The 14206-nt window shown below is 67.8% G+C and carries 10 protein-coding genes and 2 pseudogenes; 8 read left to right on the top strand and 4 right to left on the bottom strand.

What is annotated here, in order from left to right; all coding sequences use genetic code 11:
- Nucleotides 1-102: 102 nt before the first annotated feature.
- Both VD964_RS01270 and VD964_RS01265 read right to left on the bottom strand, forming a co-directional pair.
- Entirely contained in the window at nucleotides 103-891 is a 789-nt protein-coding gene (locus VD964_RS01270; RefSeq protein ID WP_324864718.1) for a creatininase family protein, read from the bottom strand.
- Nucleotides 884-1648, bottom strand: a complete 765-nt coding sequence (locus VD964_RS01265) for an enoyl-CoA hydratase/isomerase family protein (protein WP_324864716.1) — start codon at nucleotides 1646-1648, stop codon at nucleotides 884-886. Before VD964_RS01265 ends, VD964_RS01270 begins: the two co-directional genes overlap by 8 nt.
- Nucleotides 1649-1803: 155 nt before the next feature.
- Between VD964_RS01265 and VD964_RS29850 the strand changes: the two genes are divergently transcribed.
- The 3 genes and pseudogenes from VD964_RS29850 to VD964_RS01250 form a co-directional block, all read left to right on the top strand.
- The gene (locus tag VD964_RS29850) at nucleotides 1804-1965 is read left to right on the top strand and encodes a hypothetical protein (protein WP_414637089.1); all 162 of its coding nucleotides are present in this window, start codon (nucleotides 1804-1806) and stop codon (nucleotides 1963-1965) included.
- 70 nt (nucleotides 1966-2035) lie between these two features.
- Nucleotides 2036-2266 (top strand): annotated as a pseudogene (locus tag VD964_RS01255) (glycosyltransferase family 9 protein); the annotation flags it as partial.
- Between the two features lie 8 nt (nucleotides 2267-2274).
- Nucleotides 2275-2988: pseudogene (locus tag VD964_RS01250) on the top strand (autotransporter outer membrane beta-barrel domain-containing protein); the annotation flags it as partial.
- Between the two features lie 4 nt (nucleotides 2989-2992).
- Here VD964_RS01250 and VD964_RS01245 read toward each other — a convergent pair.
- Both VD964_RS01245 and VD964_RS01240 read right to left on the bottom strand, forming a co-directional pair.
- Nucleotides 2993-4480, bottom strand: a complete 1488-nt coding sequence (locus VD964_RS01245; RefSeq protein WP_324864714.1) for an IS5 family transposase — start codon at nucleotides 4478-4480, stop codon at nucleotides 2993-2995.
- Between the two features lie 129 nt (nucleotides 4481-4609).
- Nucleotides 4610-4864, bottom strand: a complete 255-nt coding sequence (locus tag VD964_RS01240) for a hypothetical protein (protein ID WP_324864712.1) — start codon at nucleotides 4862-4864, stop codon at nucleotides 4610-4612.
- Between the two features lie 511 nt (nucleotides 4865-5375).
- Here VD964_RS01240 and VD964_RS01235 point away from each other — a divergent pair.
- The 5 genes from VD964_RS01235 to VD964_RS01215 all read left to right on the top strand — a co-directional run bounded on the left by VD964_RS01235 (nucleotide 5376) and on the right by VD964_RS01215 (nucleotide 14205).
- Nucleotides 5376-5693, top strand: a complete 318-nt coding sequence (locus VD964_RS01235; RefSeq protein ID WP_324864710.1) for a hypothetical protein — start codon at nucleotides 5376-5378, stop codon at nucleotides 5691-5693.
- Nucleotides 5694-5721: 28 nt separating this feature from the next.
- Nucleotides 5722-6660, top strand: coding sequence for a hypothetical protein (locus VD964_RS01230; protein ID WP_324864708.1), 939 nt, complete (start codon nucleotides 5722-5724; stop codon nucleotides 6658-6660).
- A gap of 89 nt (nucleotides 6661-6749) precedes the next feature.
- Complete coding sequence (locus tag VD964_RS01225; RefSeq protein ID WP_324864706.1) at nucleotides 6750-7184, top strand: hypothetical protein; 435 nt, start codon at nucleotides 6750-6752, stop codon at nucleotides 7182-7184.
- A complete protein-coding gene (locus tag VD964_RS01220) occupies nucleotides 7185-7808 on the top strand; it encodes a hypothetical protein (protein WP_324864704.1) in 624 nt (207 codons plus the stop codon). It abuts the gene before it with no gap.
- A 34-nt stretch (nucleotides 7809-7842) separates the two neighbouring features.
- Nucleotides 7843-14205, top strand: a complete 6363-nt coding sequence (locus VD964_RS01215) for a hypothetical protein (RefSeq protein ID WP_324864702.1) — start codon at nucleotides 7843-7845, stop codon at nucleotides 14203-14205.
- Nucleotide 14206 lies beyond the last annotated feature (1 nt).

The raw sequence follows: 14206 nt of genomic DNA, 5'->3' as shown, positions 1-14206 counted from the left end.
CTCGGGTTTGTTTTGGATGCCTCTTCGGTGATTGGAAGCTTGTCACGAAGCCGGCGGCAGAACCTGCCGAAGATCGGCTTCGCCGACTGTGCGCTCGGAACATTATTTTGTGTAGGAATGACCGGCTGGGTCGTCCTGGGAAAAGCGTTCGACGAGCAGCGAGGCGATGCGCTCGATGCAGTGCCTGCCGATGGTCGCCGAGGAACCGGCGGGGTCGCCGAGAATGCCGTTGGCGCTGACCGCCGCAAGCCCGTCGCGCCACATCAGTTCCAGGTCGCCTTGCGAAAGAAGCCCCAATCTGCCGGCCTCATAGCGCTCGGCGCGCACCCGCTCCGGGTGGATGTCGAGCATCAGCGAGGTTTCGGCGATGTCGGCATGGCCGCCGACCCTGACCGGCTCGCCGCCCGCCTCCTCCACCGCATCGCGCCAGCATTCCAGCCACGCCTTCGCATCGGTGAAGGCGGAGACGCGGCAGGGGGCGGGCACGGCCGACCGCAATCGTGGCAGCATCCTGGCCAATGGCGGAGAATTGCCGACATGGGCAGAGAAGATCAGAATGCGCTCGAAGCCGTGCCCCGCCAGACTGGTGCAGTAGTCCTGGCAGATCATTTCGAATGTGTTCTCCTGAAGCGAGATCGTGCCGGGAAATGCCAGATGGTGGGACGAACAGCCGACCCTGACGGTCGGCGCCACCAGCGCCCCTCCCACGCCCTTCGCCACCAGGATGCCGAGATGGTCCGCATGGTCGGCATCGACGCTGAGGGTCAGGTGCGGTCCATGCTGCTCCACCGCCCCGCAGGGGATGACGATGGTCCGGGTGCCGCCCGCAATGGCGAGGGCGACCTCGGACGAGGTCATGAACTCAAGCCGGAGATGATGGCCGTCAGCCATGCTGCTGCCTCGTCTTGCGTTGGAGGAATCGGTCACGTGCCGCGGCCGTCTCTCCGCGGTTCAGGTACTCCTGCATGTCGCCGAGCGTGCGGGCCTCCAGCTCCTCGTCGGTCATCCGCGGCGCATCGCCGAAGGTCCGTTTGATCGCCGAGAACAGATGCATGTCCTTGAGACGAAGCGTCTCCGCGATGGCACGGGTCCGGTCCTGCAAGTCGCTGAAACCGACGACTTCATCGACGAGGCCCATCGCCTGCGCCTCCTGCGCCGATACGAGTTCCCCGGTATAAAGCAGGTGCTCGGCAGCCCGGCGCCCGAGGCGGTTCATCGCCTGCCGCATACCCTTCGCGGCAGGAAGCAGGCCATGATTGATTTCGGGAAAGCCGAATTTGGCGCTGTCGCTCGCCACGACATGATCCGCAAACAGCACCAGTTCCAGCGCCCCGCCCACCGCATAGCCGTTGACCGCGCACAGCAGCGGGCAGCGATAGTTTTCGAGCGCGACAAGCAGCCGATGGAAGGCGCGCATCCTTGGAACCGCGGCATCCGCATTGATGGTGATTTCGCGAATATCGCCACCGGCACTGAAAAAGCGCTCGCCGGCACCGGTCAGTATCACGGCCGGCGCGTCGGCCTCCGACCCAAACCGGGCGAGGTCGTCTGCCAGCGCCTGGATCAGGTCGAATGAGAGCGCGTTGGCGGGCGGCCTGTCCATGGTCAGCCGGACCAGCGTCGTGGATAAGCGATCCATCCTCAGCATGTTGCATCCTTTCAGGTCGCATCCTTTCAGGTCGCACGGGGTCTCCGTGCCGGCCGAGGTTAGCGCGGCCCCCCCGAGGGGTTCTTCCGAAGACTCCCCGCAAGCACGTCCATGAAAGGATGTTCTGGCGTGACCTGAGTGTTTGACGGCCGAAGATGCCGCGCGCTCCCGCCGCCGGCTACAGCGCGTCGGCGGCGGTTGCGGACTCGATGGCGACGGTCGCCGTCATGCCCGCCGCCAGTTCGACGCCGGGCGGCACCCGGTCGATGTGGATGCGGACCGGTATGCGCTGGGCGTCAATCGTTCTCCGGCGGTGAAAGGGCCACCGACGAGGCCGCTGCCGCTGAGCGTCCCTCTGCTGGCAACGGTCACGGCGCCGGTGATCTCACCGTTCACCTTACCGCCGCCATTCTGGCGATCGCCGATTTGCTGATTTCGGTCGACAGCGCACCGGTGCATCTGGCCGGCGCCTTGGGCCGCCCGGCCTGGGTGATGCTGCCCTTCGTTCCCGACTGGCGCTGGCTTCTGAATCGCGACGATACGCCCTGGTACCCGAGCTTGCGCCTGTTCCGCCAGCCAGCCCGCAACGACTGCGCCCGGCCGCCGGGACGCGGCTGAGCGGGGCAATGGCTCCGGTGTTCAGCGGCCTCTACGGCCTGAACACCGCCGGCACGGCCGGAGCGCTCGACCAACTGTCGGGCAAGCTGCATGCGGACACGCTGGCGGCGAACCTGACCAACCGCCGCCTGTTCGGCCAAGCCGTGGAAGACCGGCTGTCGGCGCTGCGCGGCGGCGCAGCAGGCAATAGCCTGAACATCTCCGGCGGCTCCGGCAATACCGTGGCCATAGGGGCATCGGCTGGGGATGCGAGGGAAACCGGCGGGGTGTGGGGCCGACCGCTGGCGGCTTATGGCCGCACCCGGTCCGACGGCAACGCCGCCGGGACGAGCGAGCGTATCGGCGGCTTCCTGGTCGGCGTCGACCAGGTCTATGAGGACGGCCTGAGCGCAGGTATATCCATGGGTTTCCTGCGCAACCGACTGTCTTCGCAGAACGGGTTTGGCAAAGGCCGTGCGGACAGTTATCAGGCGACCCTCTACGGAAGCTGGGATTTCGGCGGTCCCTATGTCGAAGGATCCGTCGGTTATGGCTATGCCCATTACGACACGGAACGCTTCGTCTCCTTCGGCGGCTTTTCGCAGGGGGCGAACGCCAAGGCCAATGGCCACGACCTGTCGGCGGAACTGGCGGCTGGGCATCGGATGACGACGGGACTTCTGGATGACGCCGTCTGGATCGAACCGCGCATCGGCCTGAGGCTCAACCGCATTACACGCGATTCCTTCAGCGAGGATGGCGGCGTGGCGGCTTTGGGGGTGGATGCATCCACTTGGACCACCGCAATCGCTTGGCAGGGCTCGCCTTCACCGCCGATGCCAGCCGTCCGGGCCGCGACGCGGCGCTGATCGGCACCGACGTCAGCGTCCGGTTGGACGACCGGCTGAGCGCCAGCGTCAGTGTCCAGGACAAGGTACGGGTGCGTGAGAACACCGTCTCTGTCGCTGCAGGATTGGAATGGAAACTGTGACAAGGTCGGTGTGAGAGCTTGTTCGTAGCATTTACGCGCTGACTTCCTGGGGAATGAGCCGCTTCAGACGGTTGGACAGGATGGGAGATGAAGGCGATCTGGACGAAGGCAACGAAATGGTCCTTTGTCCGCTCGACGATCGTGTTCAATCGGCGGTAGCGACTGATCCAGCTGAAGGACCGCTCCACCACCCAGGCGATTTCGGTGGGGATGAACATCCCGTCACGGCCGCGGGCGATCGGCTGGGCGGTGATGCCGAGCGTCTCCCCGGCGTTGGCGAGGCGCTCGCCGCGATAATCGAGATCTCCGATAGCCGGTCCCTGGAAACCGCACCCGGCGATCTCCCGCAGCACCGGCACGATGCCTTTGGTGTCGTGCACGTTGGCTGGCGCAGCATCGATTGCCAGCGGAATGCGGTACTTCTCCTCCGCGAGATGGATCTTGATGCCGCGGATCCTCTTGCCGCCGTCTACGCCGCGGGCAAAACAGCTCCAAGCAGACGGGCAGGTGCGGCTGTCGATCACGGTGGCACTCGGTTCCGCCATATCGCCGCAGGCCAGCCGCCACGTGCGGCGCAGCCGGTCTAGCAGACGCCGCCACAGCCCAAGCCGGGTCCAGCGGGCGAAGAGGGTGTACAGCGTGCCTAAGGGCATGCCGGAAAGCTGGCCGATTGCGCGCCATTGCATGCCACAAAAGCACACGCACCAGATCGCCATGATCGCCTTGCGCAACGCTGCTCCGGTGAGCGCAATGTTCGCCGCCAGCCTGGACCGTTCCGTCAGCAACGGGGATACCTCCTGCGTCTCCACCTCGTTCGAAATTTGGCCGAGGTGGCAGCAGTTCACGAAAACCAGCTCCGGCGTCAGCGACAACAGTTGCTCCAGCATGTCGGCGGTCAGGACCAAGCCGCCGCCCAGAACAATGCCCGTTCGTCCGTCGCGATCGTTGACGACGCCGTGCGCGGCAATGTGGACGACGCTCCAGTCCTGGGCGCAAAGCGCCATGAGCACCCGTTTCGGGCTGGGCTCGTCCACCAGCTCGCTGACTTGGTAGCGCGAAGCCCGCCGAAGCTGACTTCGGTCGAGGATGCGGTGCCGTGCAGGAAAAGCAGGATCCGCTCCGGCGTCGGTCGGGACGTCCGCGATCGCCACGGGCGCAAGGCTGCCGTCGCGATTCCATCGGTAGAGCCCAGGCGCGGCGACGGCATGGTCGTCGACGACGCGGGCGAGCTGCTTTGCCGCCATCCCCGCGGGGTCGACGTCGAAGATCCGAAGAGCCCGGAGCGTCCACGTCACCGCACCGCGTGAGACGCCGCCCAGCGCGTTGCGGCGCGGATAGACCGGCGGAACGGTGGTTACGCCGGGTTCGCCGTCCTAGAGGCCGCCGCGACCGTCCGGCACATCTTTGAACTCGTCTTTCAGCTGGTCGGCGCGGACCCACAGCTTAAGCCCGTTGTCGAGTTCAAGTTCGACGACCGCGTCGTCGTCGACCGGCTGGGTGATGACGGGCGGCGCTTCGCCACGCACCGTCCCGAGGCGGAAGGCGGCTTTCGGCGTGACCTTGATCCCCGTGGTCGGCGTGGCTTCGGGTAAAGTCTCCTGCAGCTCTTGGATCCTCAGTCGAACCATGCCGCCCCCCGGTTAGTGTGTTCTGTTGGCGCACCCGCCGCCCCCCGGCGTCGAAACCGCACGACGCAGAAAATGGCATATTCATATCACAGCACTGAAAAAATGGTAGCGGCCATGGGTCCTGAAATGAATGAGTGTCCACTTGTGCCAAGCAACGACCGAATGATTTCATGATCAACCTTGGTGCCGCGCGTTGCGCGCGTTTCTTCGACCAGGGTGGCGGCCTTTCCAAGGTGCCGTGACACCATGGTGAATACCATACAATGATATGCAATACTCCAGATCCGTTATAACTCACTTTAGGCGTAAAACAATAATCCTTATGGAGTAGAATGATTATGTGAAAACAACCGTTGCAATTTTTTTGTTGCGAGTCATATCGTCGTCTTCAACAGTGTTTGATGGATGGCCGGACGCGATACACAAATCGCCACCGCATACACTGTGCGTGAATTCTCATTACTGCCGATGAATTCTTTTCCAGGGAAGACTTTCCTTCCGGGAGGGGTGCATGGGTGCTATGGCTTGGACCATGGTGTGTCTCATCGTCGCGTTGTTTGCCGTTGTCGTGCTCCGGCAACTGCTCGACCGCTCGATAAACACTCGAGGCCTCGTGTCCGCGAGCAACGGGGTGGCGTACAGCTTCGCCCGACTGCAGCTTTTGCTATCGACCATCTTTGTTTCCGGCGTTCTGCTCATGGAATTGACGAGCGGCTCCGGCTGGGCGGGACAGCACACGTCGGAGGTCGAAACGCTCACGCTTCTGTACGGCGGCAGCACACTCGGCGTCCTGGCCAACAAGACATGGCAGCCCTTCAGACGCATCTGACACGGGCCGAACGAGAAAAGGATCGGCTATGGCAACTGACAGCCAAGTCGTGGTCGACCTTGTGCCGGGGACCATTCAGCCGCTCAAGCTGAACGTGATTGCCACGAGCCGGTTCGGCGAGGGCATACCGCACAAGTCCCAGTCCTTCAGCATCGACGCGTCGGACAGCCGCGACGGCCAGAACCTGCCGGCATCATCGGTGGTGATCGAGTTCGGCCAAGCGGCGCGGTCGGTCTACGTGCCGGCCTCCGGCTGGCTCGGGACCGGCCTGCTCGGCTCGTTGGTCGGCGTCGTGGTGCTTGCCGTGCTGGGCTTCTACGGCGCCATGGTGATCCGCCGCATGTACAACGGCACCATCGATCTGCGCTACCTGATAAGCGAGCCCGACGGCAAGGCGAGCATCTCGCGCTTCCAATTCCTGATCTTCACCTTCGTGGTGGCGGGCAGCCTGCTGGCGGTGACGCTGACGCGGGGCGCCTTCCCGGTCAGCATCCCACAGGAAGTCCTCTGGCTGCTGGGCATCAGCACGCTCGGCTACATCGGCGGCAAGACCGTGCAGGTGCTTGGCGGTGCTCCGGACGCCGTGTCCGGCCCGGCCGGCGGCGGCATGCTGCCGTTCGTGCAGGGCGACCCGAAGAGCGGCGTTCCGACCGTTCCGGGCCACATCGGCATCGCCGCGTCCAGCAGGACGGCCCGCCCATTCCGCGTGACGTCGGGCACCAAGGACTGGTCGCGCTGGACTGAGTTGAGCGGGTTTGCCGGAACCGTCACCTTCACGCTGTCCCATCCGCAGATGAAACCCGGCGAGCTGGATGGCGAGCTGCGCTACACGGGCAAGGACGGCCCGACGACAATCGCCCTGGCGACCGTCACAACCTTCACCACCGATAATCTCATCGGCACCGTCGAGGTCCGGTTCCGCAGCGCCGCCACCGCGGCGGAGGTCAACGGGACGATCACACCCTGATCCGCGGCGCCCTGATCCGCCACACCCGCCGCGCGACGGGCTCGTCACGCGCACCGACACAAACGTACGAACTACAGGGGGAAAACGCCATGTCTGCCGCGGATATCATTCATATCTGCGAAAACGTTTGGGAGGCAAACAAGTCGGACTGCAACGCCTTCGCGAAGGCGGTCGCCTCGCACTACGGGGTGACGCTGACCGGCCGGGCGAACGACATCGTCGATCAGATCAGTTCCCCCGCCAACGGATGGGTGAAGCTGTCGAACGGCGTCGCCGCGCAACAGAAGGCGGCCGAGGGTGCGCTCGTCATCGGCGGCCTGAAAGGAAGCGCGATGACCCCGCCCGAGGAGCATGGCCACGTGGTCGTGGTGGTGGACGGCGACTTGGCCCACGGCGCCTATCCCACCGCGTACTGGGGAAAGCTGAACAGCGTGGGCGCGAAAAGAAAGACCATCAACTGGGCCTGGAAGGCCGGGGACCGCGACAACGTCACCTACGCGTGGCGACGCGTGGAGACCGCGTGAGTGGCCGGCCCCATGCGGGCGCGCGTCTGGGCCTGCTTGGGCGTGCTTGTTCCCTCCGTTGCCGCAGCCGGGTTCGAGCCGGCCACGCCGAGGCCCGGCGCTGCCGGCTGGACCGTCGAGGCGGGCGACCACCTCCTCGATGTCGGCGTTCCCGACGATCCGGCCCATCCGCGCCTGTGGGAGGCCGAACCGCTGGTCATTCGCCATACCGGAGGGTCCTGCCACGTCGGCGGCCTCGGCCCGCTGGCGGCCGTGCACGTCGATGTCTCCGGCGGGCGGGCGCTCGTGACCTCGGTCTCCGGCTCCTACACCCTGCTGGCGACGGTCCGGCTTGCGGACTGCATGGTGCTGGATCGGCTGCCGGCCTTCACCGGGACATTGCAGGTCCAGGATGACGAGGTGGTGACGGCCGCAGCCTGCGAATGCGGCGACGACCATGCCCCGTGCGTGTGCCATGCCGCGCAGGTCGTCTCCGTCACGCCGGAGGGCCGGCTGCTCGACCGTCCCGACGACCCGCGCGTCGAGCGGCTGACGCGCGAGACGCTGGGCGTCGGCTTCACCGGGCGCGCCCTGGTCGACAGCCCCGGCACGCCCCGCGCACGCCTCGTCGCCCCTCTGCACTGAGCACCGACCGCAACGCATTCGCAAGGAGGCTGGCATGACCAGGACGCTGAACGTCGTGCGCGCCCAGGCACCGGACAACCCTTTCCTCCAGATCGACTGCGATGCCGCCGGGCTGCTGCCGGACCGCGCGGTCCGTGTGTCGGCGGTGCGCTTTCCCGGCGCGCCCGGGGGCGTCGCTCCGTTCCTGGAAATTCCCACCAGCCCGACGCGGGTGGACGATTCGGGCATGGGCGGCCAGTCGGTGGTGACTTGGAGCGCCGGCCAACTGGACGGCGCCACCCTGATCCTGCCGCCCGGCGCGACGCTCACCATCCAGGCGCACTGCCCGTGCCCGCTCACCGCCTATGGCAGCGGCGTGTGGGTGGCCGCCGAGCTGGTTGACGCCCGCTACACGACGCGGCCGCCGGAGCCGCCGCAACCGCAGCCCTACGGGATCCGGCTCCTGCGGTACTGGTATCAAGGCCTTGATGGCCACGACCGGCTAGAATGGCGTCGGAGCGACGCAATCGACGAGAGAATCTCGTCACGCGCCTACCTACCGGTGCACCACCGCGAGTTCCCCAGCAAGCTGTCGAACTTGCAGTTTCCACCGCCACCTTACAACGACATCATTTACGGCAAGCGCGCCTGGAACAGCCCGCTTCTAAGCCGGCGCGACACCGAGCGGAGCGCGGACTGGAGCGCGTCGGCCATCGTCCTGGGGCCGCACCGCGACGGCGGTCCCTACAGTTTCTGGTATCAGGGTCCGCAGACCGAGGGCAAGCGCCGGGTTCCCGGCCGGATCGGCGTGTCGTTCCAGCCAAAGATGGCAAAGGACGAGGAGGACGAACTCCGGCTTCCCCTGGCGGCCGACCGCTTCCCGCTGCGCGGTGACGAAACGTTGCGCCTCAGCGGCCGGTTCATGCTGGCGGTGCTGCCGGCGCCTCCGCCGGCCCCCGACGGGGACCGCGAGAACGCGCTGAACCGCACGGAATGGACGGCCGCGCTGCTGTGGACGTCCGACCGGAACCGGCCGGACGGCGATGACGGAACCGTGGTTTCGCCCGGCCGGTTCTGGCGCCGCTGGGTCGAGGCGCTGCATCTGGTCGGCGTCCGCACCTTCCGCGGTGGCCGGCCGATCAGCATGGTGCCGATGCTCGACGAGGCGTTCGACGGCATTCCCGGACGCTGGTGGCTGCGCTACCGCGTCCGCGTCGCGGACGGCGAGCCGATCCGTACGGAGTTCGACGCGCTGGTCGGCCCGGCAGGGACGGTCGCCGTGGACGCCGTCTTCCCGCTGCTGGTCGACCGCGCCGGCGCGCCGCTACGACGCCGGGTGTCGGTCTTCTTCATCGACACCGATCCTTGGTTGCCCCGGCACTGGAACGGCGGGCTGCGCGCGCCCGGCCAAGCCCAGGCGTTGCAGATGCATCTGCGCGACGCCCTGCTCGACGGGACGCTTCCGGCCGGGACGCCTCCGACCGGGGCCGCCGGCGCCCAAACCGTGCATCTCGGCGCCCTCGACCTGCGCTTTCCGGCATCCCCGCCGGACGGGAAGGCGGTGGACGCGACCGGGCGCTGCGTGGTGTCGCTGGCCCCGCGTGGCACCTACCTGGGCGACCGGCCGACGGCGCTGCTCGATCTGCGCTGGCATCTGGCCGTGGAGCACGCCGAGTTCGGCGACCAGGATCCAGAACTCGGAATGGAGGCGCTCACCACCGCCCTCAAGCGCGACCGCCCGATCACCATACCGCTGATGGACGAGCCCCCGATCCAAGGGCCGCTGCTGCTGCGGGTGCGGGAGGCGACGGCGCTCGACACCTCCCGCAGCCTGGAAATGACGCTCGCCGCCGTCGCCGCGCAGCCGAATGTGCCATCGACGCTGGACGCGGTGGTGCTGGACAGCCAGCCCTTCTCCATCGCGCGCGTGGTTGCGGATTTGGAGGCGGCCGATGCCGATGGCGTGGTCGCCGTCTACCGCGAAGCGCAGGATCTGCCCGGATCGTGGGAGCTGAAGACAAGCACCAGCCGCGTCGCCCTCCTGCTTCCGCCCCAGATCGTCGGCGAAACGATGATCAAGGGGGCCGAGGGACTGACGCCGGGCGAACCCTTCGACTTCCGTCTCAGCCCGCCGGCCCGCGTGCTGCTCCGCGGTGCGGAGTTCACCGTGGCGCGCAGCATCGCCCCTTGGAACCTGCGCCGCCTGCTCGGCCCGCAACGCCTGGGCGGGGCGGGCGCGCTGGTCGACGCTCTCGACCTTGAACTGCTGTACGGCATGCCGTTCTTCGCCAAGGATCCGATGGTCCGCTTGGCGGAGATCGAGTCCCTGGTCGGCCGCATGCCGGTCAGCCAGGAGATCCTCGATCTCGCGGACGCCCAGCCGGCCGGCGACGGCGACGCGGAGGCGTTGCGGATCGCGGCGGCGAAGGCGTATCGCCGCTGGTTCACGACGCTGCTCGCGCGTAGCGCCACCTGGCCGGTCTACGCCCGTTTCGGTGACCGCTCCACCATCCTGTTGAAGGATGGCGTGGAGCACCGATTCCGGTCGACGCGCGACTGCGCAGATCCCTTCCAGCCCGACCAGCGCGCCACCGCCCGCAGCGACCAAGGCGCGCCGCCAAGCACGCGCCCGCCGTTGCGCGGCGGGGTGGACTGGGGCTTCGAATCCGAGAAGGTCTACGACGAGGTTCTCAGCACCGCTGCGCGCTCGGTGGAGAGCCGGGTGTCCGGCCTGATGCTGGCGCCGCTCGGCGGCAGCGGCGCGCAGCAGGCGGTGTACGCGGGCGGCAAGTCCATCATCGCGTCGGTGGCCAGCAACGGCCGCGACACGACGATCACCATCGTGCGGGTCGGCCGCATCTCCCGGCTCTACAACACGGCCAAGCACGTCATCGAATATTCCCGCACCATGCGCCGGCCGGAACGCTACAGAGCGGAACAGCCCGACGGTTTCGACGGTCTGGCAGCGCTGCGCAAGGTTCGCGAATACATCCAGATCACCCAGCCGCAACGCGCCTACCCGGATCTCGCGGTCGAGGAGACACCGCCCGGCAGCCTGCTGGAATGCGCGTTCGAGACGATCGAGATCGAGGTCCGCACCCGCTGGGGCTACGATGTTGCCGACGGCTTCATCATGCCGCTGTGGGGGCCGGCGGAGGGGCTGACCCCCGAAGAGCACGCCCGCTTCTACCCGAAACCCCGCATCCTGCTGAAGTTGGCGCGGGCGCCGGAGAAGGGCGGCGGCGGCGTCTGGCAGTCCGCGTCCGATCCGGGCGAGCTGTGCTTCTTCAGCTCGACCCGCCGGGAGGACGGCGGCGACCCGGACCAGTGGCCGTCCTTTCCCGATGTGGACCGGCCGCTGCGCGCCGAGCCCAAGGTGCCGGCCCTCGATGCGATGGCGCCCGGCGACCGATCGGCGACGATGCCGCCGCCGCCGGCGGAACATCCGGGGTTGGAACGCTTCACCATCACGCTGGACCGCGTCGAGGAAGCGGTGGATCTGGTGCATGGCCGGGCCGGGAAGGCGGTGGAAGCGCGGCTGGACAACATCGTGCTGGTGCGCGCCCGACCCGCCCGCCGCGACCCCGGTCCGGTCGAGGCGGACCTCGATTCCGGCGCGGAGGCGATGAGCGTCGGCATCGACCGGCTCGCGCAGATCGACGGCCTGATGCTGCGCGCGCTCGCCGCCAAGCCTGACGCAACCGTCGCCGACGTGGCAGGCGACCTCAACGCCCTGCTCGACAAGGTGCGCGCGAACCTGGAAGCGGTGACCACCATCACGGGGCGCCAGGACGGTCTGAAGCGTGTCATCATCGACTGGAAAGCCGAACAGGCGGCGCTGGCCCAGCGCTGGAACGCGCGCCTCGGCCAGGAGATCGACGAGGCGAAGGCTGCGGTCCTGGAGGAACTCGCCGAAACGGGCGGCGAGGTCGGCCACCTGCGGGCGCGCCTGCGGCGGCTGGCGGAGGAACACTGCACCCGCATGCGCGCGTCGGTGCAGGCGCTGGACTCCGCGCCGGAACGGCTCGTCGTGGCGGTGGACGCCGCGCTGCGCGTGGCGGAACAGCGCCTGGACGAGGCGGACGGCGCCGTTTCGGCCGCCATCGACGGCGAGCTTCGCCGCTGGGAGGCGGAGCTGGGGCGACTCGATGCGGCCAACAAGGCCCTGTTCGTCGCCCGCGTGACGGCCACCCGCAAGGCTCTGCACCAGACCGTGCGCGACGCCGCGCAACGCATGGACGCCGTCCTGGCGCAGATCGAGGGCGGGGTGATCCGCCGCGTGCCACGGCTGGCGAACGTGGTCGCGGGCGGTGGCGTCACCCTCGCCGAAACGGTGCGCCGCTTGCGCACCGATGTGCTCGGCCTTGCCGCCGCGCTGGACACGGAGATCGACGGCCGGCTCGGCGCCCTGGATGAACCGTCCGCCATCGCCACCGTGTTCGAGGCGTTGTGGACAGCCATCGACACTCTGCGGCGGTCCGCGACCGGCTCGGCGACGCGCCTGAAGGAGACGGTCCGGACGACCCTCACCGGCTTCCGCAACCACGTCCTCGGCCTCGCCAAAACCGGCGGCCGCAGCATCGCCGCGCTGCGCGACGATGCCGACGCGCGGATCGAGACGGCCTGCGGGACCCTGCTCGCCGTCATCGACGGGATCGCCGTCCCGGATGACGCGCGACAGGCCGCCCTGGCCTTCTTCGACGCGGTGACCGAGCAGAAGGACACGCTCCTGTCCGAGATCGCGGCGGCGGTCGACGGCGCCGTCGCCGGCGGCATCCTGGGGGACGTTGCCCGCAATGCGGACACCATCGTCAGCGACCTCGCAGGCACCATGGACGAGCTGTCCCAGTACCTCGAGGCGCTGAAAGCCGGAACGGAACGGCTGGATGCCGCGCGCCGGGAATTGACGACGCGCGCCCGCGCGGTGGAGGAGGCATGGCGGCCGGTGACGGCGCTGGTCGAGGAGGCGGTGCGGGCGGAGTACCTGACCAAGGGCACGCTGCCCGAACGGCTCGACAACACCATGCGGATGCTGCGCGCCTTCGGCGACGCCCCGGTGGCGCAGGCCCTTGAGGTGACGCGCGACAAGCTCGGCTATTACCTCGACGCCCTGACCAGCGCGGTCAACGTCACGCCGGCGGCTGCCGTCTTCAACCGGGCCAGCGATCGGACGCTGTCGGCGCTGAGCATCTGCCAGCCGTTCAACGCGCTGGCCGAGCGGCTGGTGCCGGCCGGCCTGAGCGGCATGCGGCTGGGCGACCTGCTGCCGCGCTTCGGCGGCCTCGACCTGTCGCACCTGTTGCCGTCCGTCCCGGTGCCGGACGAGGGACCGCTGCCGAAGTGGATTCAGATCAGTCACGGCTTCGACAAGCACGCCCTGAAGGCGTGGGCGGTCTGCGAGATCCATAAGGACCTGACCGGCAAGCCCAGCCTGTTCGACTTCGGCCCGGTCTCCATGACCATCGGCACGCCGCGCTTCGACGCCCACAGCCGCATCGAGGTGACGGCGAACGGTACGGCGCAGAGCGTGAACGCCGTGCTGGCTGGGGATTGGGCGGTGACGCTGGGCGGTCAGACGGTGCTGACCATCGAGAAGGCACGTCTGGTCTATGACAACTCCGGCAAGCTGACCTTCGATGTCAAGGCGCAGAATTTCCGGCTCGCGCCGGCGCTGGACTTCCTGTCGAATCTGCTGAGCAAGGCGGCGCCCGGCGATTCCGGCGTCATCATCGCCGCGCTGCCCAACGGCGTCGGCGCGCGGATCAACCTGCCCCTGCCCGACCTGACCGCCGGCGCTTTTTCGATCACCGGCCTGCAACTGTCCAGCTACCTGGATTTGCTGATCGACGACGGGTTCACGATCGCCACCGGGCTGTGGCTGGCAAAGCCGACGCGGCCCTTCAACCTCAGCATCCTGTGCCTGGGGGGCGGCGGCTGGTTCGGTGTCGACGTGTTCCACCGGCCGCCCCGCGCGCTGACCACGCGCCTGAGCATCGGCGTTTCGGCGGGGGCGACGCTGGCCATCAACCTCGCGGTGGCGAGCGGCGTCGCCTCGGTGCAGTTCCAGGTCAGCGCCGAGTACAGCACGGACGGCGACGTTACCACCGGACCGGCGATCCGCATCGGCCTGCTCGCCTTCGGAGAGCTGCGCGTGCTGGGGGTCGCCTCCATCTACCTCGCCGTCGGCTTCGACGTGGTCTACGAACCGGACAGCGGTTCGCTCGTCGGCACCGGATGGCTGACCGCATCGATCCGGATCTGCTGGTGCGTGACCATCTCCGTCAGCCGGCAGGTGAACATGACCTTCGCCAAGGGGCGAACCGACCGCAGCGCCGGCGCCGCCAGCGTGCGGGCGGTGTCGACGGAGGACGCGGTTCGCCGCCACCTCGCCACGCTGATCTTCGACGAACTGGAGTAGG

Origin of the sequence: Azospirillum sp. (assembly GCF_035628975.1) — a bacterium.
Lineage (GTDB): Bacteria > Pseudomonadota > Alphaproteobacteria > Azospirillales > Azospirillaceae > Azospirillum.
The sequence above is the reverse complement of the archived record's forward strand: the minus strand, read 5'-3'. Positions and strand labels throughout refer to the sequence as shown.

Excerpts from the sequence above, each read along its gene's own strand:
- VD964_RS01245 (WP_324864714.1), bottom strand. The coding sequence starts at position 4,480 with ATGGCGGCAAAGCAGCTCGCCCGCGTCGTCGACGACCATGCCGTCGCC.
- VD964_RS29850 (WP_414637089.1), top strand. The coding sequence starts at position 1,804 with ATGCCGCGCGCTCCCGCCGCCGGCTACAGCGCGTCGGCGGCGGTTGCG.
- VD964_RS01265 (WP_324864716.1), bottom strand. The coding sequence starts at position 1,648 with ATGCTGAGGATGGATCGCTTATCCACGACGCTGGTCCGGCTGACCATG.
- VD964_RS01270 (WP_324864718.1), bottom strand. The coding sequence starts at position 891 with ATGGCTGACGGCCATCATCTCCGGCTTGAGTTCATGACCTCGTCCGAG.
- VD964_RS01240 (WP_324864712.1), bottom strand. The coding sequence starts at position 4,864 with ATGGTTCGACTGAGGATCCAAGAGCTGCAGGAGACTTTACCCGAAGCC.
- VD964_RS01215 (WP_324864702.1), top strand. The coding sequence starts at position 7,843 with ATGACCAGGACGCTGAACGTCGTGCGCGCCCAGGCACCGGACAACCCT.
- VD964_RS01230 (WP_324864708.1), top strand. The coding sequence starts at position 5,722 with ATGGCAACTGACAGCCAAGTCGTGGTCGACCTTGTGCCGGGGACCATT.
- VD964_RS01225 (WP_324864706.1), top strand. The coding sequence starts at position 6,750 with ATGTCTGCCGCGGATATCATTCATATCTGCGAAAACGTTTGGGAGGCA.
- VD964_RS01235 (WP_324864710.1), top strand. The coding sequence starts at position 5,376 with ATGGGTGCTATGGCTTGGACCATGGTGTGTCTCATCGTCGCGTTGTTT.